29 protein-coding genes are annotated in these 25,932 nt (G+C 61.7%); 20 read left to right on the top strand and 9 right to left on the bottom strand.

The genetic code is table 11. From position 1 onward, the window contains the following. Window positions 1–9: 9 nt before the first annotated feature. The 6 genes from ACSW29_RS13730 (at window position 10) to ACSW29_RS13705 (ending at window position 3,670) form a co-directional block, all read left to right on the top strand. The gene (locus ACSW29_RS13730) at window positions 10–396 is read left to right on the top strand and encodes a phage holin family protein (protein ID WP_230814165.1); all 387 of its coding nucleotides are present in this window, start codon (window positions 10–12) and stop codon (window positions 394–396) included. Further along, window positions 393–758: a VOC family protein gene (locus ACSW29_RS13725; protein ID WP_448277494.1), complete on the top strand. Its 366-nt coding sequence runs from the start codon at window positions 393–395 to the stop codon at window positions 756–758. The genes ACSW29_RS13730 and ACSW29_RS13725 overlap by 4 nt, the downstream gene beginning before the upstream one ends. Before the next feature lie 75 nt (window positions 759–833). Next, the gene (locus ACSW29_RS13720; protein ID WP_448277493.1) at window positions 834–1,325 is read left to right on the top strand and encodes an SRPBCC family protein; all 492 of its coding nucleotides are present in this window, start codon (window positions 834–836) and stop codon (window positions 1,323–1,325) included. Between the two features lie 32 nt (window positions 1,326–1,357). Next, complete coding sequence (locus ACSW29_RS13715) at window positions 1,358–2,683, top strand: WS/DGAT domain-containing protein (RefSeq protein ID WP_448277492.1); 1,326 nt, start codon at window positions 1,358–1,360, stop codon at window positions 2,681–2,683. 20 nt (window positions 2,684–2,703) lie between these two features. Further along, window positions 2,704–3,267, top strand: coding sequence for a mismatch-specific DNA-glycosylase (locus tag ACSW29_RS13710; protein ID WP_448277491.1), 564 nt, complete (start codon window positions 2,704–2,706; stop codon window positions 3,265–3,267). A 52-nt stretch (window positions 3,268–3,319) separates the two neighbouring features. Beyond that, window positions 3,320–3,670 carry a hypothetical protein gene (locus ACSW29_RS13705; protein WP_448277490.1) on the top strand — a complete coding sequence of 117 codons (351 nt, stop codon included), beginning with the start codon at window positions 3,320–3,322 and terminating at the stop codon, window positions 3,668–3,670. A gap of 61 nt (window positions 3,671–3,731) precedes the next feature. Here the strand turns inward: ACSW29_RS13705 and ACSW29_RS13700 are convergent, their stop codons facing one another. Beyond that, entirely contained in the window at window positions 3,732–5,429 is a 1,698-nt protein-coding gene (locus ACSW29_RS13700; protein WP_230814724.1) for a fumarate hydratase, read from the bottom strand. A 114-nt stretch (window positions 5,430–5,543) separates the two neighbouring features. Further along, window positions 5,544–6,665 carry a winged helix DNA-binding domain-containing protein gene (locus tag ACSW29_RS13695; RefSeq protein ID WP_347874282.1) on the bottom strand — a complete coding sequence of 374 codons (1,122 nt, stop codon included), beginning with the start codon at window positions 6,663–6,665 and terminating at the stop codon, window positions 5,544–5,546. Between the two features lie 272 nt (window positions 6,666–6,937). On the opposite strand from ACSW29_RS13695, the gene ACSW29_RS13690 reads away from it, so the two are divergent. The 8 genes from ACSW29_RS13690 to ACSW29_RS13655 all read left to right on the top strand — a co-directional run bounded on the left by ACSW29_RS13690 (window position 6,938) and on the right by ACSW29_RS13655 (window position 13,889). After that, complete coding sequence (locus ACSW29_RS13690; protein WP_269068115.1) at window positions 6,938–7,069, top strand: hypothetical protein; 132 nt, start codon at window positions 6,938–6,940, stop codon at window positions 7,067–7,069. A gap of 343 nt (window positions 7,070–7,412) precedes the next feature. Beyond that, window positions 7,413–7,988, top strand: a complete 576-nt coding sequence (locus ACSW29_RS13685) for a hypothetical protein (protein WP_448277489.1) — start codon at window positions 7,413–7,415, stop codon at window positions 7,986–7,988. Further along, the gene (locus ACSW29_RS13680) at window positions 7,985–8,971 is read left to right on the top strand and encodes an alpha/beta hydrolase (RefSeq protein WP_448277488.1); all 987 of its coding nucleotides are present in this window, start codon (window positions 7,985–7,987) and stop codon (window positions 8,969–8,971) included. Before ACSW29_RS13685 ends, ACSW29_RS13680 begins: the two co-directional genes overlap by 4 nt. A gap of 85 nt (window positions 8,972–9,056) precedes the next feature. Next, window positions 9,057–9,536, top strand: a complete 480-nt coding sequence (locus ACSW29_RS13675; protein WP_317827164.1) for a VOC family protein — start codon at window positions 9,057–9,059, stop codon at window positions 9,534–9,536. Between the two features lie 110 nt (window positions 9,537–9,646). Continuing rightward, window positions 9,647–10,609: an ABC transporter substrate-binding protein gene (locus ACSW29_RS13670; RefSeq protein ID WP_448277487.1), complete on the top strand. Its 963-nt coding sequence runs from the start codon at window positions 9,647–9,649 to the stop codon at window positions 10,607–10,609. A gap of 168 nt (window positions 10,610–10,777) precedes the next feature. After that, the gene (locus ACSW29_RS13665) at window positions 10,778–11,476 is read left to right on the top strand and encodes a CPBP family intramembrane glutamic endopeptidase (protein WP_283303001.1); all 699 of its coding nucleotides are present in this window, start codon (window positions 10,778–10,780) and stop codon (window positions 11,474–11,476) included. A gap of 69 nt (window positions 11,477–11,545) precedes the next feature. Continuing rightward, window positions 11,546–12,946, top strand: a complete 1,401-nt coding sequence (locus tag ACSW29_RS13660) for an amidohydrolase family protein (protein WP_448277486.1) — start codon at window positions 11,546–11,548, stop codon at window positions 12,944–12,946. Window position 12,947: 1 nt separating this feature from the next. Next, window positions 12,948–13,889 carry an antibiotic biosynthesis monooxygenase gene (locus tag ACSW29_RS13655; protein ID WP_347874277.1) on the top strand — a complete coding sequence of 314 codons (942 nt, stop codon included), beginning with the start codon at window positions 12,948–12,950 and terminating at the stop codon, window positions 13,887–13,889. Here the strand turns inward: ACSW29_RS13655 and ACSW29_RS13650 are convergent. Continuing rightward, window positions 13,877–14,107 (bottom strand): PLD nuclease N-terminal domain-containing protein, encoded by a 231-nt coding sequence (locus tag ACSW29_RS13650; RefSeq protein WP_347874276.1) that lies wholly within the window; start codon window positions 14,105–14,107, stop codon window positions 13,877–13,879. The two genes, ACSW29_RS13655 and ACSW29_RS13650, sit on opposite strands and share 13 nt — an antisense overlap. Before the next feature lie 890 nt (window positions 14,108–14,997). On the opposite strand from ACSW29_RS13650, the gene ACSW29_RS13645 reads away from it, so the two are divergent. Further along, on the top strand, window positions 14,998–15,780 hold the full coding sequence (locus ACSW29_RS13645) for a DUF1906 domain-containing protein (RefSeq protein WP_317827160.1): 783 nt from the start codon (window positions 14,998–15,000) through the stop codon (window positions 15,778–15,780). Here the strand turns inward: ACSW29_RS13645 and ACSW29_RS13640 are convergent. Together ACSW29_RS13640 and ACSW29_RS13635 are read right to left on the bottom strand one after the other, a co-directional pair. Continuing rightward, a complete protein-coding gene (locus ACSW29_RS13640) occupies window positions 15,767–16,267 on the bottom strand; it encodes a nuclear transport factor 2 family protein (protein WP_448277485.1) in 501 nt (166 codons plus the stop codon). The genes ACSW29_RS13645 and ACSW29_RS13640 overlap by 14 nt on opposite strands. A gap of 235 nt (window positions 16,268–16,502) precedes the next feature. Beyond that, on the bottom strand, window positions 16,503–17,948 hold the full coding sequence (locus ACSW29_RS13635) for an MFS transporter (RefSeq protein ID WP_448277484.1): 1,446 nt from the start codon (window positions 17,946–17,948) through the stop codon (window positions 16,503–16,505). 86 nt (window positions 17,949–18,034) lie between these two features. Between ACSW29_RS13635 and ACSW29_RS13630 the strand changes: the two genes are divergently transcribed. Further along, window positions 18,035–18,493, top strand: coding sequence for a MarR family winged helix-turn-helix transcriptional regulator (locus ACSW29_RS13630; RefSeq protein WP_448277483.1), 459 nt, complete (start codon window positions 18,035–18,037; stop codon window positions 18,491–18,493). On the opposite strand, the gene ACSW29_RS13625 is transcribed toward ACSW29_RS13630, so the two are convergent. From ACSW29_RS13625 to ACSW29_RS13615, 3 genes are all read right to left on the bottom strand, one after another. Next, window positions 18,484–18,885 (bottom strand): hypothetical protein, encoded by a 402-nt coding sequence (locus ACSW29_RS13625; protein WP_347874272.1) that lies wholly within the window; start codon window positions 18,883–18,885, stop codon window positions 18,484–18,486. The two genes, ACSW29_RS13630 and ACSW29_RS13625, sit on opposite strands and share 10 nt — an antisense overlap. Window positions 18,886–18,963: 78 nt before the next feature. Further along, window positions 18,964–19,707: an Rv1157c family protein gene (locus ACSW29_RS13620; RefSeq protein WP_230814722.1), complete on the bottom strand. Its 744-nt coding sequence runs from the start codon at window positions 19,705–19,707 to the stop codon at window positions 18,964–18,966. A 271-nt stretch (window positions 19,708–19,978) separates the two neighbouring features. Next, the gene (locus ACSW29_RS13615; protein WP_347874271.1) at window positions 19,979–20,281 is read right to left on the bottom strand and encodes a 4a-hydroxytetrahydrobiopterin dehydratase; all 303 of its coding nucleotides are present in this window, start codon (window positions 20,279–20,281) and stop codon (window positions 19,979–19,981) included. Window positions 20,282–20,297: 16 nt separating this feature from the next. Between ACSW29_RS13615 and ACSW29_RS13610 the strand changes: the two genes are divergently transcribed. Beyond that, a complete protein-coding gene (locus ACSW29_RS13610; protein WP_347874270.1) occupies window positions 20,298–20,723 on the top strand; it encodes a (deoxy)nucleoside triphosphate pyrophosphohydrolase in 426 nt (141 codons plus the stop codon). Here ACSW29_RS13610 and ACSW29_RS13605 read toward each other — a convergent pair. After that, entirely contained in the window at window positions 20,701–20,877 is a 177-nt protein-coding gene (locus ACSW29_RS13605; RefSeq protein ID WP_230814144.1) for a hypothetical protein, read from the bottom strand. The genes ACSW29_RS13610 and ACSW29_RS13605 overlap by 23 nt on opposite strands. 324 nt (window positions 20,878–21,201) lie before the next feature. Between ACSW29_RS13605 and typA the strand changes: the two genes are divergently transcribed. From typA to mshB, 3 genes are all read left to right on the top strand, one after another. After that, window positions 21,202–23,109 (top strand): translational GTPase TypA, encoded by a 1,908-nt coding sequence (gene typA, locus ACSW29_RS13600; protein ID WP_230814143.1) that lies wholly within the window; start codon window positions 21,202–21,204, stop codon window positions 23,107–23,109. A gap of 151 nt (window positions 23,110–23,260) precedes the next feature. Continuing rightward, window positions 23,261–25,045, top strand: a complete 1,785-nt coding sequence (locus ACSW29_RS13595; protein WP_448277482.1) for an ABC transporter family substrate-binding protein — start codon at window positions 23,261–23,263, stop codon at window positions 25,043–25,045. Then, complete coding sequence (gene mshB, locus ACSW29_RS13590) at window positions 25,042–25,926, top strand: N-acetyl-1-D-myo-inositol-2-amino-2-deoxy-alpha-D-glucopyranoside deacetylase (RefSeq protein WP_448277481.1); 885 nt, start codon at window positions 25,042–25,044, stop codon at window positions 25,924–25,926. Before ACSW29_RS13595 ends, mshB begins: the two co-directional genes overlap by 4 nt. The last annotated feature ends 6 nt before the right edge of the window (window positions 25,927–25,932 follow it).

The following is a 25,932-nucleotide window of genomic DNA, read 5'->3' as shown; positions in this document are numbered from 1 at the left end:
GATCAACAAATGATCAGCTTCCTGATTCGCGCCGCGATCTTCCTGGGTTCTGCCGCTGTCGGGCTTCTTGTTGCGTCGTTGATTTTCTCGGGCTTCTCGGCGCCTACATCCGGATTCATCGTTGCCGTCGTGATCTTTGCGATTGCGCAGTCGGTCCTGGCGCCGTTCATCGCGACGGTGGCAAAGCGACATGCACCGGCATTTCTCGGCGGAATCGGATTGGTGTCGACATTTGTGGCTCTGTTGGTGGCGTCCCTCTTCTCCAATCTGTCGATCTCCGGTGTCTCGACGTGGATTCTGGGAACCGTCGTCGTGTGGCTGGTAACCGCAGTTGCGACGCTGGTTCTTCCGTTGTTGTTCGTGCGTAAGAAAGTTCAGGAGAAGAAGGCACAGTGACGCGCCCGAATATCGGTATGGACTACACAGTCCTGGACTGCCCCGATCCGGCTGCATTGGCCAACTTCTACGTCCAGGTCCTCGACTGGAAAAGCGTTCGCGACGAGGATGATTGGCACGTGATCGAAGGACCCGGCGGGGAGCGGCTCGCGTTTCAGCTCGCTCCGGATTTTGTTCCGGTGGACTGGCCGACCTCCGGCGTCGGGATCCATCTGGATCTGCTTGTGGCTTCTCTCGACCCTGCGGAATCCTGGGTGATCAGCCTGGGTGCGCAGCGGGTGACCAGCATCCCGGAGCATCAGACTTTCCGCGTCTACCGCGACCCGGTCGGCCACTATTTCTGCCTGTGCCTGCGGGACTGAGTGTCGACTCGCCCCGAACTCGTCGACCGTGGATAATTCCGAACACTTGTCACGCCCGAGAATTGGAGATCGACGATGGCTTCGCAGAATTCCGACGAATTCCTGGTAGAACGTACGACGATCGTCAAGGCAGAAGCACCGGTCGTCTTTGCGTTGATCAACGATTTCCATCAGTGGACTCAGTGGTCGCCATGGGAAGGTCTCGACCCGGCGATGCAGCGCACGTACGCGAGTCCTGACGCGGGCGTCGGGGCTTCGTATGCCTGGGCGGGAAACAAGAAGGCGGGCTCCGGTTCGATGGTGATCACCGAATCCGTCCCGAATGAACGCGTAGTTTTGGACCTGGCTTTCCTCAAGCCATTCAAGGCGCAGAACGTCACCACCTTTCTCATCTCGCCGAACGGTGTCTCGCCGAATGCCGGTGAAGTTCAGGTGACGTGGAAGATGACCGGGAAGAAGAATCTGTTCTTCAAGATCTTCGGTTTCATCTTCAGCATGGACAAGCTCGTCGGTAAGGATTTCGAGAAGGGCCTGTCTCAGCTGAAAGCTGCTGCAGAAAAGAGCTGACAAGCCGGTGGTACCGTCTCCCGGTGTTACGGATGACGCCCACCGACGCCCAAACCTTCTGGATTTCGGAGAAGATCCCCAACGATCAGCTGCTGCTCTACTGCTTCGACGGGCAGAGCCAGTCCATGGACGAGCTACGACGCGCGGTGGTGGAAAGAGCGTCGCTCATTCCGGATCTCAATGTTCGGATTCGCGAATCACCGTGGCACCTCGACTATCCGGTCTGGGAGCCCATGCCGGTCGATTCCTCGTTGGTGAGAGTGCATGAGCTGCCCGAAAACTCGTGGCTCTCGTGCATTCAGGGAATCGAGAAACTACTCGAGAACCACGTCGACTCGCGCGAGTCGCCGTGGGCGCTGCACCTGTTTCTCGGCGTCACCGGCGTGCCGCGCTGTAGCGGCCCGGCGCTGATCGCAGTTCTGCAGGTCGCACATTCCTTGGCAGACGGCAAACGGGCGTCGGCAATTGCTCGCTTGCTGTTCTCGCCGCAACCTCCCACACCACAGAAGATGGACGAGCGACGCAGCGGATCAGCCGAAATACTGGGCCGCGCGGCCCTGCGTCTGCCAGGTCAGCTTGTCTCGCTGTTCCGCGACGGCCGGGCGGGGCACAAAGCGCAGTTGCGCCTGCAGGCGGATACCGAATCGGGAGTTGTTGCGCCGCAAGCGGCGAGCCGTCCCAAGGTGCGCTCCAACATCCCACCCGGACCTCACCGACTGGTCCGCATGGTCGTGCGGGACAGTGCAGATTTCCGCGGCGGCGTGTCCGTCACAGTCGGAGCGATGACGGCCATCTCGGTAGCGATGGCGAACTACCTCACCGAACGAGACGGCTCGGTACCGCCCGAATTGGGAGCTGAGGTGACCATCGCCAAGGCAGGTACACCCACGGCGCGCAATCACTTCCGCAATGCAGGTGTCGGACTGTTCCCGGAAGTCGATGATCTTCGTGAGCGAGCCCAACTGATCAAGGAGTCGATGGACGAGCGTCGCGCACGTGCGTCCCATCCATCCAGCGCAGCGTCGGATCTCGCGCTGAACGCTGTTCCCGGCCCGCTGGTCCGTTGGGGCGTGCAGCAATACGATTTCACGGCAGTGCCCGACGAGGTCACCGGCAACACCGTGGTGTCGAGTGTCGCGCGCGGTGACGCGGATCTGGTGCTCGGAGGCGGCGTCGTTCGGTTCACAGCTGGCTTCCCGAGTTTGTCACCGGTCATGTCGTTGACCCACGGCGTACACGGGATCGGGGACACGGTGACGATCAGCATCACCAGCAGTCCGGCCTCGATCGCGGACATGGACGTGTACGAGCAGATGATGCACGACGCGATCGACGAGGTACGCGAAGCGCTGTCGTGACGGCCTGATCTACTGGGAGCATGGGATTCACGCGCGCCGAGCTGGAGTCTTTCCGAGACGCCGAGATCGAGGATCTGATCGGGCCGAATTGTCGGCTGTTGTTCGTCGGTATCAATCCGGGACTGTGGACTGCCGCGACGGGCGCGCATTTCGCGAGGCCGGGTAATCGGTTCTATCCGGCACTGCTGCGGGCAGGCATCATCGAGCGTGCGATCGATCCCTCCGCGGGTATGTCGGACGCTGACACACAACATCTGATCGATCGGGGAGTGGGCATCACCAACTTGGCGGTCCGGGCAACTGCGCGCGCAGATGAATTGACGTCGGAGGAGCTCGCAACTGGTGGAGTCCGGGTCCGAAACATCGTGCGCGCAAACAAACCTGTAGTCGTTGCCTTTGCCGGAATCACCGCCTATCGAACTGCTTTCGGTGACAAACGAGCCAAAGCGGGGCGGCAGGATCAAGCCTTCGAGGGGGCAGCACTGTGGATTGTGCCCAATCCCAGCGGTCTCAACGCACACGAGACCGTGGACACGTTGGCAGCGAAATATCGTTCCGCCGCATCCGAAGCCGGAATTGTCTGAGAGAACTCTCAGTTCCGTTCGCCTGGAACGAAGTACGGGATAGAGTAGCCGTATGTCTGTTCTTTACAACATCTTTGTAGTGATTCACCTACTCGGTATGGCCGCCCTGGTCGGTAGCTACTTCACCGTCCTCAAGGCTCCTTCGATCACCGAGGTCATGGTGTGGGGTGCCAGGATGCAATTCGTGTCCGGCCTGATCATCGTCGGTCTGGGTGAGGGCGCCCTGGACAAGAACTACATTCACGCGAAGATCGCTGTGAAGTTGGTGCTTTCGCTGGTCATCGTGGCGCTGGCCGAGATCACCCGGGCGAAGCAGAAGAAGGGGCATGCCAATCCGAATCTGGTGCACGTCGTCGGCGGGTTGTCGATCGTGACCGTTTTCGTCGCTGCGCTCTGGACCTGACCACACACGAAAAAGAGCCCCGGCGATCGAAACCCGCCGGGGCTCTTTGCTGTTGATGTATCTACAGGCCCGGACGCTTGCCGATCGTCAAGGTCACTTCACCGGTGTGCGCAAAGAAGTCGTTGCCCTTGTCGTCGACGACGATGAAGGCGGGGAAGTCCTCGACATCGATCTTCCAGACGGCTTCCATGCCCAGTTCGGCGTACTCGAGGATGTCGACCTTCTTGATACAGTCGAGCGCCAGGCGAGCGGCCGGTCCACCGATCGATCCGAGGTAGAAACCGCCGTGCGAGTTACAGGCGTCGGTGACCTGCTTGGAGCGGTTCCCCTTGGCCAGCATGATCATCGAGCCACCGGCAGCCTGGAACTGCTCGACGTACGAGTCCATGCGGCCGGCCGTGGTCGGGCCGAACGAACCGGACGCCATACCGTCGGGAGTCTTGGCGGGGCCGGCGTAGTACACCGGGTGATCCTTGAGGTACTGCGGCATTTCTTCGCCGGCGTCGAGGCGTTCCTTGATCTTGGCGTGCGCGATGTCGCGTGCTACGACGAGCGGACCGGTCAAGGAGAGACGGGTCTTCACCGGGTGCTTGGAAAGCTCGGCCAGGATCTCCGACATCGGCTTGGTCAGATCGATCTTGACCGCAGCACCCTTGCCGGTACCCGAAATGCCATCCGTCTCTTCGTCGAGCTGAGCGTCCGTGACCTCGGGCAAAAAACGGCCAGGGTTGAATTCGAGCTGTTCCAGGAACACGCCCTCTGGGGTTATCTTGGCCTTCGCCTGTCGATCGGCCGAGCAAGACACCGCAATGGCGACGGGCAAGGAAGCGCCGTGGCGGGGAAGTCGGACGACGCGGACGTCGTGGCAGAAGTACTTGCCGCCGAACTGGGCGCCGATACCGATCTTCTGCGTGAGCTCGAAGACCTTTTTCTCGAGCTCGTGATCTCGGAAGCCGCGACCCGTGATGGCGCCTTCGGTAGGCAGTTCGTCGAGATAGTGCGCCGACGCGTACTTCGCCGTCTTCATCGCGAACTCGGCTGAAGTACCGCCGACGACGATCGCGAGGTGGTACGGCGGGCAGGCCGCGGTACCGAGTGAGCGGATCTTCGCCTCAAGGAACTGCATCATCGAGTCGGGGTTCAGAATCGCTTTGGTTTCCTGGTACAGATAGGACTTGTTGGCGCTGCCGCCGCCCTTGGCCATGAAGAGGAACTTGTACGAGTTCTCGTGTCCGGCAGCAGTATCGGCGTACAGCTCGATCTGCGCGGGCAGGTTGTTGCCCGTGTTCTTCTCGTCCCACATCGTGATGGGGGCGTTCTGCGAGTAGCGCAGGTTCAGGCGCGTGTAGGCGTCGTAGACGCCGCGGGCAATGGCTTGCTCGTCGTCGCCGGGGGTGAGCACGTGCTGACCGCGCTTGCCCATGACGATGGCGGTTCCGGTGTCCTGGCACATCGGCAGAACGCCGGCAGCGGCGATATTGGCGTTCTTGAGAAGATCGAGCGCTACGAACTTGTCGTTGTTCGACGCTTCGGGATCGTCGAGGATGCTCGCCAGTTGCGTCAGGTGATCCGTGCGCAGGTAGTGAGAGATGTCGTGCAGCGCCGTTTCGGTCAGCAGACGCATCGCCTCCGGCTCGACCTGCAGGAAGGTGCGGCCGTCCGGTCCCTCGACTGTCGACACCCCTTCGGTGGTGAGCAATCGGTACTCGGTGGTGTCATCACCGATCGGCAACAGGTCCTCATAGAGGAAGTCGGCCATCATCTCTCCTGAACAAGGGTGCGTGCGAAGGTCGCATTCAGGTTATCGTTGGGGGTTTCCTTCTCTGAATCGGGGCGGGTGTGAGCTGGAATTATCCGGATACCACTGGCTCGATCAAGATACTTCGACCAGTTCGGAGAGCTCGACGCCGCGAAATTCGGCAAGTATTTCGGCCTGCTCGGCCACTGCTGCGCGGGCCGATCGTGACCACGTTCCCCACGGGGTGACCGCGACCTTCAGCTTCTTTCCGGACGCTCGCGGTCGCCACAGTCCGGTGATGGTGCCGCCAACCATCACCGTGCCCGGTCGCCCGAGGGTCGGCCATACCGTCTTCTGGACGGCCGGGTCGGGAACCAGGGTTTCCCGATCCCTGAGCTGTACATACGGATCGAAAGGCCCGAGCAGGCGCGTACTCGAATCGGTAGGGCAGCCGAGTAAGTCTTCGCGGTCCTGTTCGAGAATCCACCGCTTCTCGCCGTTCACCTCGATTTCCTCGGCATCGGTGGGCCAGTGGGCTCTGACGTCCTTGACCGGAGCATCGAGAAACGAGGCGACGTGAGCAGGAGTGGCGGGGCCGTAGAAGCGCAGATACCCGCGTATCACGTCGAAGCGGGGATCGGCGTCAGAACCTGTGGCTGTGTACGGGCGTCGGCGCCAACCCGGAATGCGTTCGAGCACTGGGGGAGATGTGCCCGGCTGCAGTTCGAGGCCTGCCTGAAGCGCCGCGAGCCGGAACGGCATCTCGTACAGATGAGTGGCGTTGCACGGTCGGCAGAATCGCAAATAGGGCTCGGTGACCCGCGTGGTCAATTGCGCGGACATCTCGCCCTTGACGGTTGGTTTCGAGACGATGTCCCGCATCGCAGTAGCAACTGTTTGCAGTGCAGTCAGCGTCGGGATGCCGGCGGCCTTCAGCGGCCGGTTCGCGTCGTAAATGCGTTTGGCTGCATCGGCTTCACTGAACGGCGAGGTGGCGACAGCGACGGCAGGCAGGTCGCGACGACGGTAGTAGTGGGGAGCTCCGCGCAACGTCCAGGCAAGAGCGAGGTCAGTGGCGTCGACGCGTACGCCGCGGATCTGTAGTGCCCAGGCGGCGCCGTCCGGTCCGGTGTTCTGAATCCCGAGATCGAGAATGTCGCAATCGTGGTGATCGGCATCACCGGCAAGGGGGGTGTCGAGTTGATGGCGGTGCCACCGGAAATTAGCTACCTGCGTGAGTGAGGTTGCGCTAGACATGATTTCAGTTTACTGGTGGGTAACCGCAGGATTTGGGGCGGTTGAAGATCGCGGCAACAGAATCAGTAAAATCCGACCGATTTGCCGGAATTTTTTCAGTAGCAGACCTTATTAGTCGAAATAATGACCCCATTGCCGGAATTCTTTGCCAACTGGTCGTTCGTATGATTAATGTTACCCACGTCACGGATACATTACAGATGTGACGCAGCTGTCACAGCACTGTCGGGTGCTTCTTGACAGCTGACCTCTGACTTCTCTAGGAGATTCACATGGGTTCACTGATGTCGATCGTCGAACTTGCACTCAAGGGCCTCGGCTCGGTTGGTGCCGGCGACCAGTTGTTCGAAACCTTCATCGGTTCGGTTCAGACGAACACGGGCAGCCTCAAGCCGCTCGGCTGATTCCGCTCGTCGGAATCGGACTGTTCTGTCACACAACTTCCGCTCGGGTGACCGAGACCTAAACAACTGTAGGAGTTTTCATGGGATCCATCGAAATCGTGGGAACCGTCGTCACGGCTGTCAACAGCGTCGGCACCGCATTCTTCAATGCGCTGACCGAGCTCAGCGGCGGCACGGTTACGCCCAAGTAAGCGTCGTCTGACGAGAAAGGCTCACGCACTCGGTGCGTGAGCCTTTCCGTGTCGACCGGATCGAGTTTTTCCGATCACGTCGGGTTGTCTCTTTCAGGCGGTACCGTTCGAAAAGTTCCGCTGCCGAAGAGGTTGACCCCGATGATCGAGACTTGCGCTTTGCGAACGGTTCTCCGCGTCTTCGTGGCGTTGACCACGGCCGTATGTGGGCCCGAGCTCCTCACAGCACCAGGTCACGCTCAGTCAGTGGACAGCAGGCTGGTCGACATCTCGGTGTACTCACCGTCGATGGGGCGTTCAGCTACTACACCGATTGGGAGTGGCCGGACCCCGGCCTCGCGAAATCCGGCGACAACAACGGGGTCAACATGTGGGGTCCGTACGATGGTCCGGGTTGGCCGGCTCACGACCCGGTTGTCAACGTGGACAAGCTACCTCGAATCCCGATGTACATCACTACCGCAACCGGGATTCCGGGTCCGTACGACACGCTTGTCGATCCACAGATCGGCAGCGATGTCACAGATTTCGCGGTGCAGCTTGTTCTCGGTGGCGGAATCGAGGCAGCAACTCACCACTGCACCACCCAGCTTGCGGACAAGACGAACGCATTGGGTATGAACAACATTCGCTACAACTTCAAGCCGGCAGGAACACATTCATGGGGATACTGGGAAGACGACTTACACGACTCGTGGCCGGTGATCGCCGCGTCGCTCGGCGTGTGAGTTCCCGTCGAGCGAGCCTTCGAAGCGTTGTTCTTGTCGGCGCGCTCGCCCTGACTTCACTTCTTGTACTGCCGTCGACCGCACTCGCCGACGAGGCTCCGAAGATAACAAGTGTCACCGAACTGTCTTCGCGCTTGGTTCTTCTCGACGTCGCGAGTCCCGCCATGGGGCGCACCATGCAGGTGAAAGTACTGCTTCCTGCCGACCGCTCGGAACCGCGCGGGACGCTGTATCTCCTGGACGGCAATTCCGGGCAGATCGAAGAGAACAACTGGCTGGCCCCGGCCAACGGCGATATCGTCCCGTTCTTTGCCGACAAGAACGTGAACGTCGTACTCCCCATCGGTGGAACCGGCACCATATACACCGATTGGCAGGAAGACCACCCGAAATTCGGTCGTCTGAAATGGGAGACGTTCCTGACGAAAGAGCTTCCCCCACTGATCGACACGAGGTTCGCAACCAACGGGCACAACGCAATCGGCGGGATCTCGATGGGCGCGGAGGCCGCGCTGATCCTGGCCCAACGCTCGGCCGGGTTGTACGACGCGGTCGCCGGCTACAGCGGCTGCTACACAACCGTCGGAGGATTCGGCAAGGCGTTGACCGATCTTGTGGTCATCAACGGAAATGCCCGTTCGGAGCAGATGTGGGGTCCGGCCGGCAGTGAGGCTTGGCAAGAGCACGACATCTTCGCCAATGCCGACAAGCTCCGTGGAACCAAGGTGTACCTTGCGTCGGGATCGGGACTGCCAGGCCCGCACGAAACCCTCGATACTCCTGCGCTCGGTCGTGTACTGGTCGTGGGCGGAGTCATGGAACTGGGATCGAACGTGTGCACCGACCAGATCACGCAGGTGCTGCGCGATCGAGGAGTCGATGTCACCCGCAGCGCGCAACCGGTGGGGACGCACGGTTGGCCATACTGGCGCGACGAACTCGTTCGCTCCTGGCCGATGCTCGAATCTGCGTTGTCCGCTTGAGCAGTTCCTGGCGATGAGTTTTCGTTTCGGGTCGGGTCTATAACCCTGTACACGTGATTCGTAACCTCTCCGACAAGGACAGAACATGCCTTCCATCACTCCCTGTTTGTGGTTCGACAACCAAGCAGAAGAAGCAGCGAACTTCTACATCTCGGTGTTCGGTTCCGGGCAGATTCTCGGAATCGAAAGGTACGTCGAGGGATCGCCCTCCGGAATGCCGGCAGGCTCGGTGATGACCGTCAGCTTCGAACTCGGCGGTCAGCGATTCACCGGATTGAACGGCGGACCGATGTTCACGTTCTCGGAGGCCGTGTCTTTCGAGATTCCGTGCACCGATCAGGCTGAGGTCGATCACTACTGGTCCCGACTGACCGAGGGTGGGGAAGAAGGCCCGTGCGGCTGGGCCAAGGACAAGTTCGGACTGTCCTGGCAGGTAGTCCCGAATCGTCTTCTCGAACTGATGAAGGATCCAGATCGAGCCAAGGCGCAACGCGTCACGGACGCGATGATGAAGATGAAGAAGATCGATATCGCGGAACTCGACAAGGCCGCCAACGCATCCTGAACACGATCTGGCCGATGGGCGACAGTCTTCCTTAGCTGATGCTAGCCTTCCCTAATTCTCGCTGGAGCGTTGGAGGAGTGCTGGTAACCATGCGGATCAAAGTCTCTCGAATGAAGGTTGCAGTCACGGCGCTGGCAGCCTCGCTTGCCGTCGTCGGGCTTGCCGGTTGCACCAGCGACAGTGCTGACGCACCGGCTGAGGCGGGCGCAACCATTTCGACGATGTTCGGCGACGTCGAGGTCCCGGCCGACCCGCAGCGCGTCGTGGCGCTGGGTTGGTCGGATGCTGAGACGGCACTCGCTCTGGGCACTCAACCAGTGGGCGTCGCGGACTGGATGGCGTTCGGCGGCAAGGGCGTCGGACCGTGGATTGCGGACGAGTTCACCGCCGACCCGAAGATCCTCGGAACGATGGACCTGAGCGTCGAAGACGTCATCGCACTCGAACCGGACCTCATTCTGTGGACGCGAAGCGACAACAACCAGGCGACATACGACAAGCTCAGTGCCATCGCGCCGACGGTCGGGCCGCCACCAGGTCTCGCCACGGCCTACGGGACGACGGTCGAGCAGCAGACCGAACTCGTCGCCAAGGCACTCGGCAAAGAATCGGAAGGCAAGGCGCTACTCGACGGCCTCGACGCCAAGTTCGACGCCGCAATCGCCGCCAATCCGAACTTCGCGGGCAAGACCGCGGCGGTCGGCGCCTACAGTTCAGACGGTTACGGCGCCTACGTACCCGGCGACGCACGCGCGGACTTCATGATGCGTCTCGGTTTCACGATTCCGGCCGCGATCACCGAGAAGGCCACCGGCAACTTCTACGTTCCGGTCGCCAACGAGAACCTCAATCTGTTCGACGCCGATCTCACCGTGCTGTTCCCGATCTTCCTCGACAGCAGTGCGTTTACGAGCGATCCGCTACTGCGCGCAATCCCGTCGGCTCAGCAGGGACATCTGTTGATCCTCGATGACCCGGCACTCGTCAATGCGTTCTCGAGTGGCTCGGTACCGGGGTTGACCTACGCAATCGACAACGCCGTTCCGAAGTTTGCGAGCACACTCGGGGCCTGATCAGAGCTGTTTCGGGACCTGCCCGTCACTGTGAGCGTGTTCGCAAACAGTGGCGGGCGGTTCTCGTGCGTCGGTACACTGGAAAAAGTGAACTTTCAGCTAACGAGCGGCGCCTCCGTGAAGATCGCCCCAGTGGAGATCGAAGCGACCGCTCCTCGTTTTCCGCGGATGCATGCATACGTGGATATTGCTGTTGTGATCGTGGTGCTGGTGGGAACCAATCTGATTGCACACTTCACCACCGCGTGGGCGAGCATCGCCACGGTACCTATCTCTGCTCTTGTTCTGTTGGCGCTCACCAAACGCCGGGGGATGGGGTGGGCGGAGCTCGGGCTGTCGCCTCGTGATCTGCGGAAGGGTTCGAAGTACGCCCTTGCCGCCGTCGGCCTGGTGCTGACGGTTGTCGCCGTCGGCGCGCTACTTCCGCTTACGCGCCCCTTCTTCATGGCGGATCGCTACGCCACAATTTCCGGCGCCATCATCGCGTCGATGATCGTCATTCCGCTCCAGACCGTCATTCCCGAAGAGTTGGCTTTCCGCGGCGTCCTGCACGGCACATTGAACCGGGTCAGTGGATTCCGGGGCGTCGCAGCGGCCGGTTCATTGATGTTCGGCCTGTGGCACATCGCGTCGTCGATGGGTTTGACCAGCGGCAACGAAGGGCTTTCCGGCTTTCTCGGTACCGGAGTTGTCGGTCAGGTCGCCGGAATCCTCGGGGCTGTTCTCGCCACCGCTGCAGCCGGTCTCGTCTTCACCTGGCTTCGTCATCGCAGCGGCAGCCTGATTGCGCCGATTGCTCTGCATTGGTCGTTGAACGGTGCAGGTGCGCTGGCTGCGGCTCTTGTTTGGCATGCAACTCTTGCTTGATCCCAATATCTGACAAAAAGGACAGCATTCGCCGCGCGGCGTCGGGTAGTTTTGTGCTTTGCTCAGTGAGTGACGCACCTTCATCGAGGCCATGTCTTCCACATTTCCGGTCGTCCGACGGTTGAGGATGCGGCGCAGTCGCTCGTCTCGATCCCCGACGGCGTCTTGGCGATCGACGATGCCGGAACGATCGTCTACTGCGGAGAATTCGAATCACTCCCGAGCGATCTCGAGGGCGCTGAAACCCACGACCACCGACCGGGTTTCCTGCTGCCCGGATTCGTCGATGCACACATTCATTTCCCGCAGACCTACGCCGGCGATGCATACGGCGGCGGCCAACTACTCGAGTGGCTCGACCTGTGCGTCTTTCCCTCCGAATCGAGATTCGCTGATCCGGAGTTCGCCCAGCACGCTGCCGAGGCCTTCTGCGCTCGCCGAATCGCCACGGGAACCACGGCCGCGATGGTGTTCGGATCGGCTTTCCCGCACGCGCAGGACTCGTTGTTCTCGGAAACTCTGAAACGCGGCCTTCGGGTAGTCAGCGGCCGAGGTATTCAAACCACCGGCCCGGCCTCCGCTGCCGCACTGATCACCTCGGAAGAGGACGCGATCAGACTCACCCGCGAGGAGATCGACCAGTGGCACGCGGCCGACACCGGTGACGTGAACACTGCGTTGGTTCACGTCGCGGTGGTTCCGCGGTTCTCCCTCGCGGTGACGACCCGGACGCTGAAGGAGTTGGGGGAGTTGTACGACTCGGTCCGCGACCGCGGCGTCTACTTCCACAGTCACCTCAACGAGAACAATCGGCCCGGGACCGGCGAGGTGGCAACCACACTTGCCGAGTACGAGGTCGAGACCTACCTCGACACGTACGACGGCAAATTCCTACCCGGCTCGCAGGTCGGTGGAAAGAGCTTCCTTGGTCCGCGCGCGATTCTCGCGCACTCGGTGCATTGCCAGGATTCCGAACTCGCACGAATGGCCGAGACCGGAACCTCGATCGCACATTGTCCGACGTCCCAACAGTTTCTCGGCTCCGGCACCATGCCGTGGAAACGAACCGTTGCGTCAGGGGTCAACATCGCGATCGGATCGGACTTCGGCGGCGGCGACGAATGCCTGCTCACCCGAGTCCTCGGCGACGCCTTCAAGGTTCACATCTCCGAGGCCGGCGACGACGGCGTGTCGATGCATCCCGCCGAACTGTTGTTCACCGGAACTCTCGCCGGCGCTCGCGCGCTGGACATGGAGAACCGGATCGGCAACTTCGACGAGGGCAAAGAGGCCGACTTCCTGGTGATCGATCCGTCCGGGTGGCCGCCGCTCGCCGGGCTCGTCAACCATGGAACGCGTTCGGATGATCCGATACTCGCCCGCGACCAGACGCTGTTCGGGCTTCTGATGGCGATGCGCGAACCTGCGATTGCGCACGTGTACGTGCAAGGGCGCCGGGTGTCGGGCTGACGTGTCCGCAACCGCCATCACCGGGTACCACCGAACGAGTTCGGGATTCCGGGCGTGGGTAGAGCGTGCGGCCGAGATCGCCGGTCGATTCGACGGCTACGTGAGCTGTGGCATCAGTGATCAACCGGAACCGGTGTCGCACGGGTTGTCCGTCACTTTCGACAGTGCCGACGATCTTCATCGTTGGCTGGAGTCGGGCGAACGCCGCGATCTCGAAAGATTCGCTGCGGCAACGGGAATTCTCGCGCAGACGAGCGATCTGGTACTGGTCGACGGCGTTCTGCCGCCGCCGGGTATCGGTGTGTACGACCACGCCGTCGTCGTGGGTAAGGAGAACGAGTTTCTGCGAACGCAACGGCATCTCATCGATCTCAGTTCGCGATTTTCAGGCTACGAGTCGGTGATGTTGTTGCGGTCGGTCACCGATTCCACCCAGTGGAAGTCCGTCCTTCGGTTCAGGACCGAGCAGCAGTTGGCGGTGTGGATGGCGTCGCCCGAAAGGGCCGCGGCACTACCGAAACTGCGAGCGGAGTTAGTCGAGGACTTCACCGAGACCACGCGGTCGACACCGTTCGGCACGATTCTGCGCACGGAGAACGGGCAGACCCGTGCGACGCCGAATTGGAAGACGGCGATGATCATCCTGCTAGTTCTCTATCCGACGGTGATGACGCTGTCGAGGTTTCTCGGTCCGCTGCTCGACGGGATCGGAGCGCCGCCATGGCTCTCGATGTGGCTGAGCCAGATAGTCAGCGTCGGCGCCATGACGTGGTTCCTGATGCCGACGGTCACGAGGTGGTTCCGCCATTGGCTGGACCCCGTCGACGGCGCCGTTCCCCGCACGAACTGGCGCGGTGTCGCTGCGGTAATTGCGGTGTACGCAATGACTCTGACGCTCTTCGCGTCCGTGAAGTGGCTGCAGTTCTGGGACTATTTCGACTGAATCCGGCCTCGGCGGAAGTAAGCGAGCGGCCCGAAGAAGTTGACGAAGATGATCGCCGCCCACTTCTTCTTGCTGCCGTTGACCGTATTGGCAGGGCGTCGCGCCAGGTCTGTCCACGCGGCGATCGCCAACAGGGACTGAATCGTTGCGAGCACGGCGACGACGCGGCGCTGCGCGGGTGACAGCTCACTCCAAGACTTCTTCCTTGTGACGTTCATGAACTCCACTTTGCCCTCGAACGTCCAATCGGTGTCGAGATCGGGTTGTTATCGGTGCCTCGAGTTGCTCGAATCAGTGTGAATAGCGTCACTATGATGACTGATAGGTACGGTCCTGCGGGCCGTCGGGGCGGTCGTTTTCGGCGTAAAGATCTCGCTAACCGAAGTTATGGCTGAAAAATTGCGCACATCCTCAGGGTGCATGTGCCCGAGAGGGGGCGATTTGGCGCCGATTCGCAAGTAAGAGACTTTGACGGCGAATCTCTCAGGGCGGGGAAGTCGAGCGTTTCGCACTTGCAACCACGGAAGTGCAGTGACGCTGCACGATAACTGCTCTCGGGAACCATGTTCGAGTTTTGTCAAGAATGCGCTATATGGTGACAAATTGTTCACCATGACTGGTTGTTACCTGTGGATATGAGGTCAGTTGAGCGGGCCTGAAATGTAACGTCCCGGACACATTTGGTGTCGCAAAAGTAACGGAAGGGCTCTAGTGTTAGCCCCGGCAGCCAGCCAGTGGCCCGCCATCACGGACAGTTCATCACTGACAGGAGCAATATCAATGCCTACTATCGGTTTCGGCGACATCTCAGACTTCCTCGGCGCTTTCGCTGACCTCTTCGGATTCCTCGACTTCATCTCCGGAAGCGTTGAAGGCCTGTCGGCGAGCAGATCCGCAGAGCGAAGTGCCCCCGAGTCTGTGGCTCGGGGGCGCTTCTCTGTCTCGTCCAGCTGCGTGGTGGAGCGGGCACTGAGCCCATTTGTCGCAAATGTGGCTCATGTTGGCCAAGTGCATGGCGGGGATGATGTGACTGTGGTGGAATGCGAGCGAAAGAAGATAGCTTGCCGGCCCGCCACTTCGAGCGGGACACGCCGATGATCGGAGCTTTGTGCACGTCTCGCGAAGGAACCTCTTCAAGTATGCCGCCGCTGGATCGGCAGCTGCCGGACTCGCTGCATTGAGCGGTACGACGTCGGTGGCCAATGCCGGTTCGCTCGGGACCTTGCTCGACTATGCCGCCGGTGTGCCGTCCGCTCAGGCAATCAAGGCCGCCGGGTATGCAGGCGCCATTCGATACGTTTCGGACAGGCGCCCGGGCGCCGATTGGATGGTCGGCAAGCCCGTACTGGCGCGGGAAACCGACGCGCTGACGGCGGCCGGGCTCCAAGTCGTTTCCTGCTATCAATTCGGCAAGGGCGGAACGGCGGACTGGCGCGGAGCTCGCGAAGCCGGCAAGCGTCATGCTTCCCGTGGCCTCGAACTACACGCTGCGGCCGGTGGGCCCTCTGGTCGGCCGATCTACGCGTCGATCGACGACAATCCCACCAGTACCGAGATCACGGCGCTGATCACTCCGTACCTCGAGGGGTGGGCCTCGGTTGTCGGCAACGGAGCGCTCGGTGTCTACGGAAACACTCGCGTGATCGACGCGATGATCAGTGCAGGCGTGGGAACCTGGTTCTGGCAGCATAACTGGGGTTCGCCCGCAGGGTATGTGCACCCGCGGGCAAACCTGCATCAGTTCGAGATCGACAAGCGCAAGGTCGACGGCGTTGGCGTGGATCTGAATTCGATCCTCACTCGCGACTACGGGCAGTGGTCGTTGGCCGGCTCGGTCGGTCCGGCTCAGCCCGTCGGATCCTCGTTGCCGACGGGATCTATCGCACCATAGCGCCGAATTTGGCGAGCCAGGCCTTAGCGTCATCGGGGAGGGTACCTGCCGCTTCGGCGGCGAGGCACCATGCTTTTGCCATCGACAGAAAGTTCATCGGGTTGTAGGCGTCTTCTTCGCGAGACCACAATCCGTTGCCTGCGTAGTGCAGGATCGTGATGTTGGCGGCGCCGTGCTTGGATCCGTCACCCGGATCTTCCATCGGGTTGTCGATCTCGCACACGATCCATCCACGCTGCTCGTCGACGACGAACCAGTTGGCCGGGAATTCGGTCATCCGGCGTCCCGGGAACTCGGTCATCGTGCGAGTCACCCACTTGCGTACGGCCTCTCGGCCGTCGAGGGTGCCGAAAGCGTGTTCCACGTAGACGACGTCCTCGGTGAACATGTCCGCGAAGGCATTCCAGTCGCCGGAACGAGTGCACTCGACAACGGTGTTCTGGTAACCCGCGAAGGCGTCTTCGAGTTCGGTGCGTGTCCAGGTCATGAAAGGCTCCTCGGGTAGTCGTCGCCTCAAATTAGAACACGTTGCAGAATTGATTGTCGGTGATTCGATGTAGAAGAGTTCTGCGGTACCGTCGTTGGCGGGTCGGGGACCCGTTATGTGAGAGGGCACCACGTGGATATCATCATCAATTTCATCTACACACTTCTGTCGAAGTTGCAGACGGGCAGCATCGAAGGCTCTTCGGAGAAGTGAGTCCTCCGCCGGGTTGATTCCCCTACGAGACTTTCTGTTTGGGAATCAATCCGGCGAACACCATTGTCACGACTGCGGCGGCGATGGAGATCAGGAACGTGGCACGAAACGCCTCGAACGAGGGGATCACCGCGGTGCCGACGGTGATGGTCATCCCGGCCAGAACGACGCTCACGATCGCGGCAGACGTCGACGTGCCGATCGATCGCATCAGGGAGTTCAGTCCGTTCGCGGCCGCAGATTCCGTGAGGGGTACTGCGCCCATGATCAAGGCGGGCATGGCCGAGTACGAGAGCCCGACGCCCGCGCCGATGAACATTCCGGCCACAGCGACCTGCCAGACGCTCGACACCGTGAAATATGCGAAGGCATAACCTAATCCGATCACGAGGGCGCCAAGCATCAACGTGATTCGTGGACCTCGCCAAGCTGAAATCCGAGCGGAGACGGGTGAGAGCGCCATCATGACAAGCCCCCCGGGGGCAAGCGCGAGTCCTGCTGCGACCATGGACAATCCGAGGCCATATCCGGTGGACGTCGGTGCCATGAGGAGTTGGGGGAGCGTCAAGGAATTGCCGTACATGGCAAAGCCGACGGCGATCGACGCGAAGTTGGTGAAGAGAACCTGCGGCCGGGCCGATACGCGAAGGTCTACCAGCGGTGCGCTGCGTCGAAGTTCCCACCATCCCCACACCAGGAAGCTGAGGGCGGAAACCGCCAGGAGTCCCAGTGTTTTCGCATCGCCCCACCCCCAGGTTCCGCCCTTCGTGATCGGGAGCAGAAGGGTGATCAGTCCGAGGGTGAGGCCGAACGCTCCGATGAAGTCGAAACGTCCCGGGCGACGTACTTTCGATTCCGGAATGACAAACGCAACCAGTGCGATGCAGATCACGCCGAGTGCCGCCGAAGTGACGAACAGGAAGTGCCAGTTGGCATTCTGTGCAATCACTGCGGCGATCGGCAGTCCGATCGCGCCGCCGACGCCGAGGGTTGCGCTCATGACCGCCATGGCACCGGGCACCTTCTTCGGCGGCAGAACGTCGCGAATGATGGCTATACCCAACGGAATTGCCCCGACCGATGCGCCTTGAAGTGCACGTCCGATCACCAGCACGATCAGTGAGGGCGCGATCGCGCAGATGGCCGAGCCCAGGACGACCATCCCGAGGCTGACCAGCAGCATTCGTTTCTTGCCGAACATGTCGCCGAGGCGTCCGCTGATCGGAGTGATTACGGCAGCGGCGAGGAGCGTTGCGGTGACCGCCCACGACGTGTCGGCGGGAGAAGAGTTCAGCAGGTGCGGCAATTGGGGAATGATCGGGACGACAAGCGTCTGCATCAGGGCGACGACGATTCCGCACAGGCCGAGAACGGTGAGCACGGGACCCGAGGGTGCGTAGTTCGTGTCCGTGGTTTTCTCGTCCGGGGTATTCTCGTCGACATTCGACGACCCTGTCTGAACGGACATTCGGCTCCCGCCATGGCATGTGCTGTTTCGGTGCGTTCGCCCCAGTGTGCACGCTACACATCGTGTGTAGTCTGCACAATATGAGGATGGACCGGGACCCCGAACTGGTGAAGATCGAGTACGAGTTGACTCTGCTCTCGCGCTATCACGCGCTCGCTCAACGAGCGGAACTTCATCTGGACCGGTCGGCGTATCTGCTGCTCGGACGACTGGAACTACAGCATCCCATGAGCCTCAAGGAACTCTCCTGCGCTTTCTCCCTCGACATCTCGACCATCAACCGGCAGATTGGTGCCCTACGCCGGTTGGGCTTGGTGGAGCGCGTGGAGGATCCAGACGGTGGCCTGGCGCGAAAGGTTCGGCCGACAGCGCAGGGGCTGTCGAAACTTCGTGCTGATCGCGAACATTCGACAGCGGGCGTCGAAAAGGTCCTGCGCGAGTGGACGCCGGAGCAGCGTCTTGCGCTCGGTGATCTACTCCGGCAATTCAATCGCTCGGTGGAGAACTTGGAGGGCCGCGACTGGCCGCGACCGAATCAGGTCTGAGAGTGCGAAACGGACCGCAGCGAGCGATCCGGATCGCTCGAATCTGATTCCGGCGCAATGACAACTAGTTTCGGATGTTCCTCGGGCGCTGCATGATTTCCACGCCAGGAGAGTAACGACCAGCGCGACAGACCGGACAGTGCGGACCCGAGACTGGCGAACGAGCCCGAACTCAGGACCGATGCCGTAGATCCGATGCTTCCGATGGACAGGAAAGATCCGACACTGCCGATCGACAGAATCGAGTACGCCGATCCGATCGACAGAATGGACCCCTCGGATCGGATGGACAGTATCGATCGAGTCGACTTGTGTGACCGTATGGACTGGTCGTCTGGGCTCGATTTCCGGTCTGAACGGCCATGCGTGATGTCCACTCGTAGATGTCCCATCTATCGGGTCTATCACGGTGATCGGAGAAGCAAAAGGGACCCACCGAAATTCGGCGGGTCCCATTCACAAGACTTCGATCAAGCGACCGCGAACATGCCCACGGTCGGGAGGAAGCTGCAAGTGATGCGATCTGCGCCTTCCGGCTGGGTTGTCAGCGAACCGCTGATCACCGAGAGGACGCGTCCGGGGCCCGTGTCGGCGATAGCCGACAGGGTGGCGGGGCCGTCCGGATTGATGCGCGCGGCGTTGGTCAGGTTCTGGGTGGCGCTGCGCTGGTTGTCGATGTTGACCCAGGTCACGGTCATCGGCACCGGCTGGTCGTCGACGGCGGGAGCCGTACCGAGAGCTGTGAAGACGAATCCGGCCTGACCGGCAGCGGGGCCGGGAGGAGGCAGGTGAGCCGGGCCGGGGACAGCAAGTGCGGTGCCGACCGAATCGGCGGTTGCCGAGATGCAGCCCTTGCCCAACGTCGGGTAGAGGAACTGCGCGATGACGGGGGCGTTCTCGTTCGGGATTTCCGGTCCGCCGCCGCCGCTGCCGTCGAGGAAGGTGATGACCTTCTCGAGGGTGGCTTTGATCTCGGGCGGAATGCCGGGGGAGTTCAGGATCGCACGAGCCTGGTCGAGCAACGCTTGCTGCGGGCCGCCGGCGACGTCAGCCGGACCTGCAGCGGCGCCGATGATGGCGGGCGCAAACGATGCGAGGAACTCGATCGGCACACTTTCGGGTGCGGGCGGTGCTGCCGGATCGGCCATTGCCTGTGCCGGCAATGCCAGTCCTGCTGCTGCGGCAATAGCGACGGCGGTGAACGCCCTTCGCATACCTCGGGTTCGAAGCACTGTTTCCCCATCCTTAGTCATACCGCGCGGGCGCCTAGGCGATCTCCGCGTTTGACGGCTCGAGGGGTCACTCTATGTACAGAGCCCCCGGGTTGTACAGCTGTTCAGTTGCTGAGCAGCTACGCACCGGGGGGAGTCTATGGCATGACCGGCCTCGATCGTGATTTACGGCGACCATACCTGTGACTGAAGTGATCTATGTGAAAGTTGATGCAACTGTTACGTCAGATTGCGAGGAATGTTCACTCGAAGATCAGTCGAAACGGACCGAATCGTCGACAAGGGTGTCAATTCGGCGGGCCAGGTCGAAGTCCAGATCGGTGAGTCCGCCGGCCGAGTGTGTCGAGAGCGTGTACGTGACCTTGCGCCATCGAACGTCGATGTCGGGATGGTGATCTGCGGCCTCGGCGACGGCCGCGATGCGTTGGAGAAGGGCGATCGCGTCCGGGAAGGTCGCGGAGTCGACGGTGCGAGTGATCGAGCCCGGGGACAGCTGCCAGGCAGGCAGTTCGTCGAGTGCGCTTTGGATTGCGGAGTCGGACAACAAAGTGGCCATACTCCATCATGGTGCGATGAGTGATGTGCCTGCAAGGGATCGCGAAGTTGTTGCCGGTGCGATCTTCCGTGGGGGAAGGCTGCTCCTCGCGCAGCGGACGAGTCCGCCGGCGTTGGCCGGCCGCTGGGAACTGCCGGGCGGGAAGGTCGAAGCGTTCGAATCACCACAGAGCGCGTTGGTGCGGGAGCTACTCGAGGAACTCGCGGTCGAAGTTCGGTGCGGCGCCAGAATCGGTGTCGATGTGCCACTGTCGCCGGGGTTGGTCTTGCGGGCGTACCGGGCGGAGTTGGTGTCCGGTGAACCGGTCGCGCTCGACCATGCTCAGTTGGCATGGGTCGACGCCGAAGAACTCCTGTCGATGGATCTGGTCGACAACGATCGGGCCTGGATCCCCGAGCTGCTGGAGGAATTGAGGGCGCCTACGCCGCACGGGCCTTCTTGAGGCCGGCTTTGAGTTCCTTCTTGGATGCACCCTCGTTCTCGAGCTTCTTCATCCGCATGATGACGACGGGGCACTTGATGCACCGCGTCTTCTTGCGGCAGCACTTCTTTTTCGGCTTGAGCTTCGAGACCTTGCTTGCCTTGACTTTTCCCATGTGACGCTGCGGCTTTCCTGTTTCGCTACGGCGGAGAGCCCGCTCTTGGAACGAGGTTAGCGTACCCTTAAACATCCTGTTTCTCCAGGTCGTAATCCTACGCGCTTCAGCGTGGTGCAGATCACTATTGGCTGGTGGGGGCGGTGATCGAGGCCGCACAATGCAGGAATATCCGCTCGGAGCGAGTAGTATTTACTAGGCCGCGGTGCCTATTCAGGCGATTCGTGCCCTGATTCGGATCACACACTCGTGCAGCGGCCACCAGAAGAGCCGTGCGACTTGACTTTCGCGTGGCCGAATCAACTCAGCCAGGAGAGCCATCGCGTGACCACCACCAGCTTCCGTAACGTTGCCATCGTCGCACACGTCGACCACGGCAAGACCACCCTCGTCGACGCCATGCTTCGTCAGTCCGGCGCGTTCGAGGAGCGCGCCGAGCTGGTCGATCGCGTCATGGACTCCGGCGACCTCGAACGCGAGAAGGGCATCACGATCCTCGCGAAGAACACCTCGGTGCACAAGCGCAACGAGGATGGTTCGGTGACCGTCATCAACGTCATCGACACCCCGGGCCACGCCGATTTCGGTGGCGAGGTCGAGCGCGGTCTGTCCATGGTCGACGGCGTCGTCCTGCTCGTCGATGCGTCCGAGGGCCCGCTTCCGCAGACGCGTTTCGTGCTGCGTAAGGCGCTCGCCGCTTCGCTGCCCGTCATCCTGGTCGTCAACAAGACGGACCGCCCCGACGCCCGCATCGAAGAGGTTGTCTCCGAGGCTCAGGACTTGCTCCTGGACCTCGCGTCCGATCTCTCCGACGAGGCCGCCGAGGCCGCCGAGCTTGCGCTCGGGCTACCGGTTCTCTACGCCTCCGGCCGCGAGGGCAAGGCTTCGACGGTGCAGCCCGAGAACGGTCAGGCTCCCGACGCCGAAGACCTCGCCGCTCTGTTCCAGGTTCTGATGGAGTACGTCCCGGCCCCCAAGGGCACGGTCGACGCGCCGCTTCAGGCCCACGTCACCAACCTCGACGCCTCGGCGTTCCTCGGTCGCCTCGCACTCGTCCGCATCCACAACGGCGAACTGCGCAAGGGCCAGACCGTGTCCTGGTGCAGGGAGGTCGACGGCGAGCCTGTCATCACCAAGACCAAGATCACCGAACTGCTCACCACCATCGGTGTCGAGCGTGTTCCCGCCGAGGTTGCGCTTGCCGGCGATATCTGCGCAGTTGCGGGCTTCCCGGACATCATGATCGGCGACACGCTCGCCGACCTCGACAACCCGGTTGCGCTGCCTCGCATCACTGTCGATCAGCCGGCTATCTCGGTAACGATCGGTACCAACACCTCACCGCTGGTCGGCCGCGTCAAGGGTCACAAGCTCACCTCGCGCATGGTCAAGGCTCGCCTGGACCAGGAGCTGGTCGGTAACGTCTCGCTCAAGGTCCTCGACATCGGTCGTCCCGACGCGTGGGAGGTCCAGGGTCGTGGAGAGCTCGCGCTCGCCATCCTCGTCGAGCAGATGCGTCGCGAAGGCTTCGAGCTGACCGTCGGAAAGCCGCAGGTGGTCACTCAGACTGTCGACGGCAAGATCCACGAGCCTTTCGAAGAGCTGACCATCGACAGCCCCGAGGAATACCTCGGTGCCATCACTCAGCTTCTGGCCAACCGCAAGGGCAAGATGGTTCAGATGTCGAACCACGGGCAGGGCTGGGTTCGTATGGAGTTCATCGTTCCCTCACGTGGCCTTATCGGCTTCCGTACGGAATTCCTCACGGATACCCGCGGAACCGGCATCGCCAACGCCGTCTTCGACGGGTACGGCCCCTGGGCCGGCGAGATTCGTGCACGCCACACCGGTTCGCTCGTGTCGGACCGTTCCGGCACAGTGACGCCGTTCGCCATGATCCAGCTGGCTGACCGCGGAACCTTCTTCGTAGAGCCCGGCGCCGACACCTACGAGGGCCACGTCGTCGGTATCAACCCCCGTCAAGAAGACCTCGACATCAACGTCACCCGCGAGAAGAAGCTGACCAACATGCGGCAGTCGTCCGCAGACGTGATGGAGACCCTCGCGAAGCCCATCAAGCTCGAGCTCGAAGCGGCCATGGAATTCTGCTCCGGCGACGAGTGCGTCGAGGTCACCCCCGAGGACGTCCGCGTCCGCAAGGTGCATCTCAATGCAACCGAGCGCGCTCGCGAGCGTTCGCGCAGCAAGTCTCGCGACAAGGCTGCTCTGTAGTCTTTCGTCGGTTACAACCTGACAGGCGGATGTGCCTTTCAGCCGAGTTTTCGGCGGAAAGGTACATTCGCCTTCATGGTTTCCGGGCGAAAGTTCCGTCCGGAAATCGAGTGTGAAGGGGCGACGCGGCCCCGTACGGAAGGAATTGTCTGTGGCCTCAGGACGTCGCTACTTGGCGTTGGTAGTGGCAGTGACGGCGTTGTCGCTGACGGCATGTACAGCCGATCCGCCGCCTCCGGTCGAGAGCACCGAAACCGTCAAGCCCACACCGACTCCGGTCGTTCCTGCGATGAAGCAGGTCACTGTGGCAATCGACGAGGTGGGAGGCGGATTCAACCCGCACCTGCTCGCGGATCAGTCGCCGGTCAACTCCGCAGTCGGCAACCTCGTACTGCCCAGTGCGTTTCGCCCGATCAATTCGCCGACGCAACCTGGTGCGACGGAGTGGGCGATCGACGATTCTTTTCTCGTTTCGGCTGAAGTGACGTCGGAAGCCCCGTTCACGATTCGCTACCAACTGCACAACGAAGCCCAATGGTCGGACGGTGCTCCCATTGCGGCAGAAGACTTTCGCTACCTGTGGCAACAGATGATCTCGGTTCCCGGTGTGGTCAACCCCGCCGGCTACCAGATGATCGACGACGTGAACTCGTCCGGCGGTGGCAAGACGGTCAACGTCGTGATGCGTGCGCCGTATCCGGCGTGGCGAGAGTTGTTCACCGATATTCTTCCGTCCCACCTGATCAAGGACACTCCCGGCGGTTTCAGCACCGGCTTGAGTGAGGGGATTCCGGTGTCGGGAGCCCACTTTCACGTGCGCTCAGTCGACCGCGGTCGAGACGAAATCGTGTTGGAACGTAACGACCGATTCTGGGGCAAGCCTTCAGACCCGGATCAGATAGTTTTGCGACGCGGGGGAACGGCTGCGCAGTTGGCGGATGCATTGCGTACCGACGATGCTCAAGTGGCGCAAGTTCATTCGGGTAGTGCCACGGATATTCAGCTGTCTGCCATCCCGGGTGTCAGTACGGCATTCTCCTACGTTCCGCGCACTCTCGACATCAACGTCAATGGGCGAAGCAAGAACTTCGCGGACGTTCGAGTGCGTAAAGGTGTTCTGGGACTGCTAGATCCGGACCTGCTCGCCGTAGTGGCGGCCGGGAGTGAATCGGCGTCGGCTCCGGTGAAAGCTCAGATCCTCGCTCCGTCGGATCCGGGATATGCGCCCACCGCGCCGCCGAAACCGACCAGAGAGCAGGCGCTGGGCGAGCTGACCGCAGCCGGCTACCTGACGGCACCGCCCACCGGAATCGTCACGGGCACTGGAACGGTCGGATCGATCGTCCGGGACGGTGCTCAGTTGACCCTGCTGATCGGCGCTCCCGAAAACGACGACATCGCGATCGCCGTGGCAAACACCGCTGCCGACGAATTGCGTGACGTGGGAATCCTGGCGACCGTCGAATCGGTGCCGCCGGAGGAGCTCTATGGCGAGGATCTGACTGCAGGACGCGTCGACATGATCGTCGGTTGGAGCCGGGCAGGCGCTGACACCGCCACTTCACTGGCCTCTCGATTCAGTTGCCCGACAGTGCCTTCCACTCCTGCAACAGGTTCGGTGGTACCCACACCGTCGCCGTCCCAGTCTCCGGAGCCTGTCCGCACGACAAGCATCGAGGCTCCGAGCAATCTGTCCGGGCTGTGCGATCCTGCGCTGCAAGGCCGGATCGACGAAGCGCTCAGCGGCGTCGGGGATCTCGGATCGTTGGTCGCCGATGCGGAGCCCAAGCTGTGGGATCTTGCGGCGGTCTTGCCGATCGTGCAGAGCCGAGCGCTGGTCGCGGTCGGGACCGGAGTCGAGGGCGTCGTCCTCGACGGGCCGGTGCAGGTCGGGATATTCGGAAACGCTACGGACTGGGTGAGGGTGGCAAAGTGACCGCGTCGGCGAAACGACTGCTGTTGGTGCACGCCCATCCGGACGACGAAACGATTACCACCGGTGGCACCATCGCGCGTTACGCGTCCGAAGGTGCCGAGGTCACGGTCCTCACCTGCACGTTGGGGGAGGAAGGCGAAGTCATCGGTGACCTGTGGGCCGGGCTCGTGGCTGCCGAGGCGGACCAACTCGGCGGCTATCGGATTGCGGAACTGAGCGCTGCTCTGTCAGCCCTGGGTAGTGCCGCTCCTAGATTCCTCGCCGGTGCCGGTCGGTATCGCGACTCCGGAATGATCGGCACACCCTCGGCCGCCAATCCCCGTGCTTTTGTCAATGCACGACTCGACGAGGCAGTCGGCGCGGTGGTCGCCGTCATTCGTGAGATCAGGCCGCACGTCGTGATCACGTACGACCCCAACGGCGGCTACGGGCACCCGGACCACATCCAGGCACACGCGATCACGACAGCAGCCGTCGAAGCTGCAGCAACGACGGCGTATCCCGAGGCCGGCGAGCCGTGGTCGACACCGAAGTTCTACTGGACCGTGACCGAGCGCAGCGGACTCGAGCGTGGCATCGCGGCGATTTCCGAATTCCCAGCGAACTGGCGTCTGCCCGAGCCCGCGGAATTGCCGAGCGTCGACGACGGAGACGTGACGACGGCAATCGACGTTCGCGGCGTCATCGATGCGAAGGCGCGGGCATTGAGCGCCCACGCCACTCAGGTGACGGTAGCCCCGAGCGGAGCCGAGTTCGCATTATCGAACAACGTGGTCCAGCCGATCCTGGCGGTCGAGCATTTTGTGTTGGTGGCGGGGACACTCGGTCCTGTGGGTGAGGACGGTCGCGAGAGCGATCTGTTCGGCGGGCTGCACAGCTGACCTGGG

The sequence above is a fragment of the Rhodococcus sp. GB-02 genome, assembly GCF_053470465.1.
This window is presented reverse-complemented; position numbering and strand designations above follow the sequence as displayed.